Origin of the sequence: Streptomyces hydrogenans (assembly GCF_014656075.1) — a bacterium.
Lineage (GTDB): Bacteria > Actinomycetota > Actinomycetes > Streptomycetales > Streptomycetaceae > Streptomyces > Streptomyces hydrogenans.
The window spans coordinates 1-1,842 of the sequence record NZ_BNBS01000217.1 but is presented as its reverse complement, the minus strand read 5'-3'; the positions used below and the strand labels follow the sequence as shown (position 1 = coordinate 1,842).

Annotated in this window: 1 protein-coding gene; it reads left to right on the top strand. The window is 78.1% G+C overall.

Annotated elements, in window-relative coordinates; translation table 11 throughout:
• The first annotated feature begins 184 nt into the window (after window positions 1-184).
• Complete coding sequence (locus IE321_RS40070) at window positions 185-1,687, top strand: diacylglycerol/lipid kinase family protein (protein ID WP_190226568.1); 1,503 nt, start codon at window positions 185-187, stop codon at window positions 1,685-1,687.
• The last annotated feature ends 155 nt before the right edge of the window (window positions 1,688-1,842 follow it).

Sequence of the window (1,842 nt, the reverse complement as noted above, 5' to 3'; positions counted from 1 at the left end):
AACCCCGCGTCCGCCGCCGACCCCCGCGTCCGCCGCCGACCCCCCGGGCGGCCGCGGGCCCGGGCGCGAGGGCCGGGCCGTCCGCCTCATCCCCGTGGCCCTGCCGGGATGCCGCGCCGCACGCGCGCGTGCAGGCTGGTGCCTCGGGCTGTGCTCGTGGGCGAGAAGGTCGGGTGAGGCACACATGGGTGCGACGCGGGAGACGGGTTCCGACGCCCCGGGGGAGGCGCGGTTCCTCGCGCGCCTTGCGCTGCTGGCCGTGCTCGGCTCGCTCCTCGTGCTCGTGCTCGCCCTCGGCGAGGGCGGGCTCATGGTCCTCGGGGCCGGGCTCCTGGGAGTGGTCCTCTGCGCCGCCGGCGTCTGGTGGTTCGTCGCGCACCGCGGCCTCCTGCGCGTGATCGGGGCGCTCCTCGTCTTCCTGGCCCCGGCCGGGGTCGTGGTGCTCTTCGCGTACCAGGGACTGTGGCTGACGGCCCTGATCCTCGTCCTGTGCTGGGGCGTCGCCCTGACCTGCGCCCGGGCGGCCCTGCGCAGGTCCCGGCCGGAGCGCCCGCAGGTGGCGACCGCCGCCGCCCGCCCGGCCCGACCGGTCCTGATCATGAACCCCAAGTCCGGGGGCGGGAAGGTCGGGCGCTTCGGGCTGGTCGAGCGGGCCGAGGAGCTCGGGGCGCGGGTGATCCTGCTCGACCCCGGCGCGCCCGCCGACGTCGCCGAGCTGGCCCGCCGGGCCGTGGCCGACGGGGCCGACCTGCTCGGCGTCGCGGGCGGCGACGGCACCCAGGCCCTGGTCGCCGCGGTGGCGGCCGACCACGACCTGCCGTTCCTGGTGATCTCCGCGGGGACCCGCAACCACCTCGCCATGGACCTCGGGCTCGACCGGGACGACCCCTCCCGCTGCCTCGACGCGCTGACCGACGGCGAGGAACTCCGGATCGACCTCGGCGACGTCTCGGGCCGGGCCTTCGTCAACACCGTCTCCTTCGGGGTGTACGCCGACGTGGTGCAGCGGCCCGAGTACCGCGACGACAAGGCGGGCACGGCCCTCAGCCTCATGCCGGACCTCCTGGTCGGCGAGGGCGTGCGGCGGCTCGACTCCCTGGTCGACGGCGCTTCCCTCGCCGACCAGCAGGCCCTGCTGGTCAGCAACAACCCGTACTTCTCGCCCGACGAGATCAGCGGCACCGGCCGCCGCCCCCGCCTCGACGACGGGGAGCTGGGCGTGCTCGGCATCCGGGTCGAGGACGCCGCCCAAGCGGCCGACCTGGCCGTCCGGGGCTCCCAGTCCACCGGCCTGACCGTCCTGAGCGCCCACCGCGTCGAGGTCACCGTCAGCGGCCCGGCCGAGGCGGACGGATCCCCGGAGGCTGCGGAGGACGCAGGGACGGACGGACCCCCGGAGGCTGCGGAGGACGCAGGGACAGACGGACCCCCAGAGGTGGCGGAGAACGCCGGGGCGGACGGGTCCGCCGAGGAGCCGGGGACCTCCGGGGCGGTCGAGATCCCGGTGGCGGTCGACGGCGAGGCGCTGCGGATGCCCATCCCCGTCGTGTGCACCCTGCGCCCCGGCGCGCTGCGGGTCCTGGTCCCGCGCGACCGGCCGGGCGTGGTGGCGCCCCCGCCCGCCATCGACTGGCGGCGGATCCTCGACCTGGCCTTCGGCCGCACGGTCCGGACCGCGCCCCGGTGAGCCGGACGCCGGACGGGGCGGAGCCCGCCGCCCCGAGCGGGGCCGACGGGCCCACCGCCCCGTCCGGCCCCAGCCCCGACCCCGACCCCGGCCCCAGCCCCGACCCCGGCCCCGACCCCGACCCCGGCCCCGCAGGCCCTCCTCCCCGTCCGGCC

What these genes read in the sequence shown, in the direction of transcription:
- IE321_RS40070 (WP_190226568.1), top strand. Translation starts at nt 185, where the DNA reads ATGGGTGCGACGCGGGAGACGGGTTCCGACGCCCCGGGGGAGGCGCGG.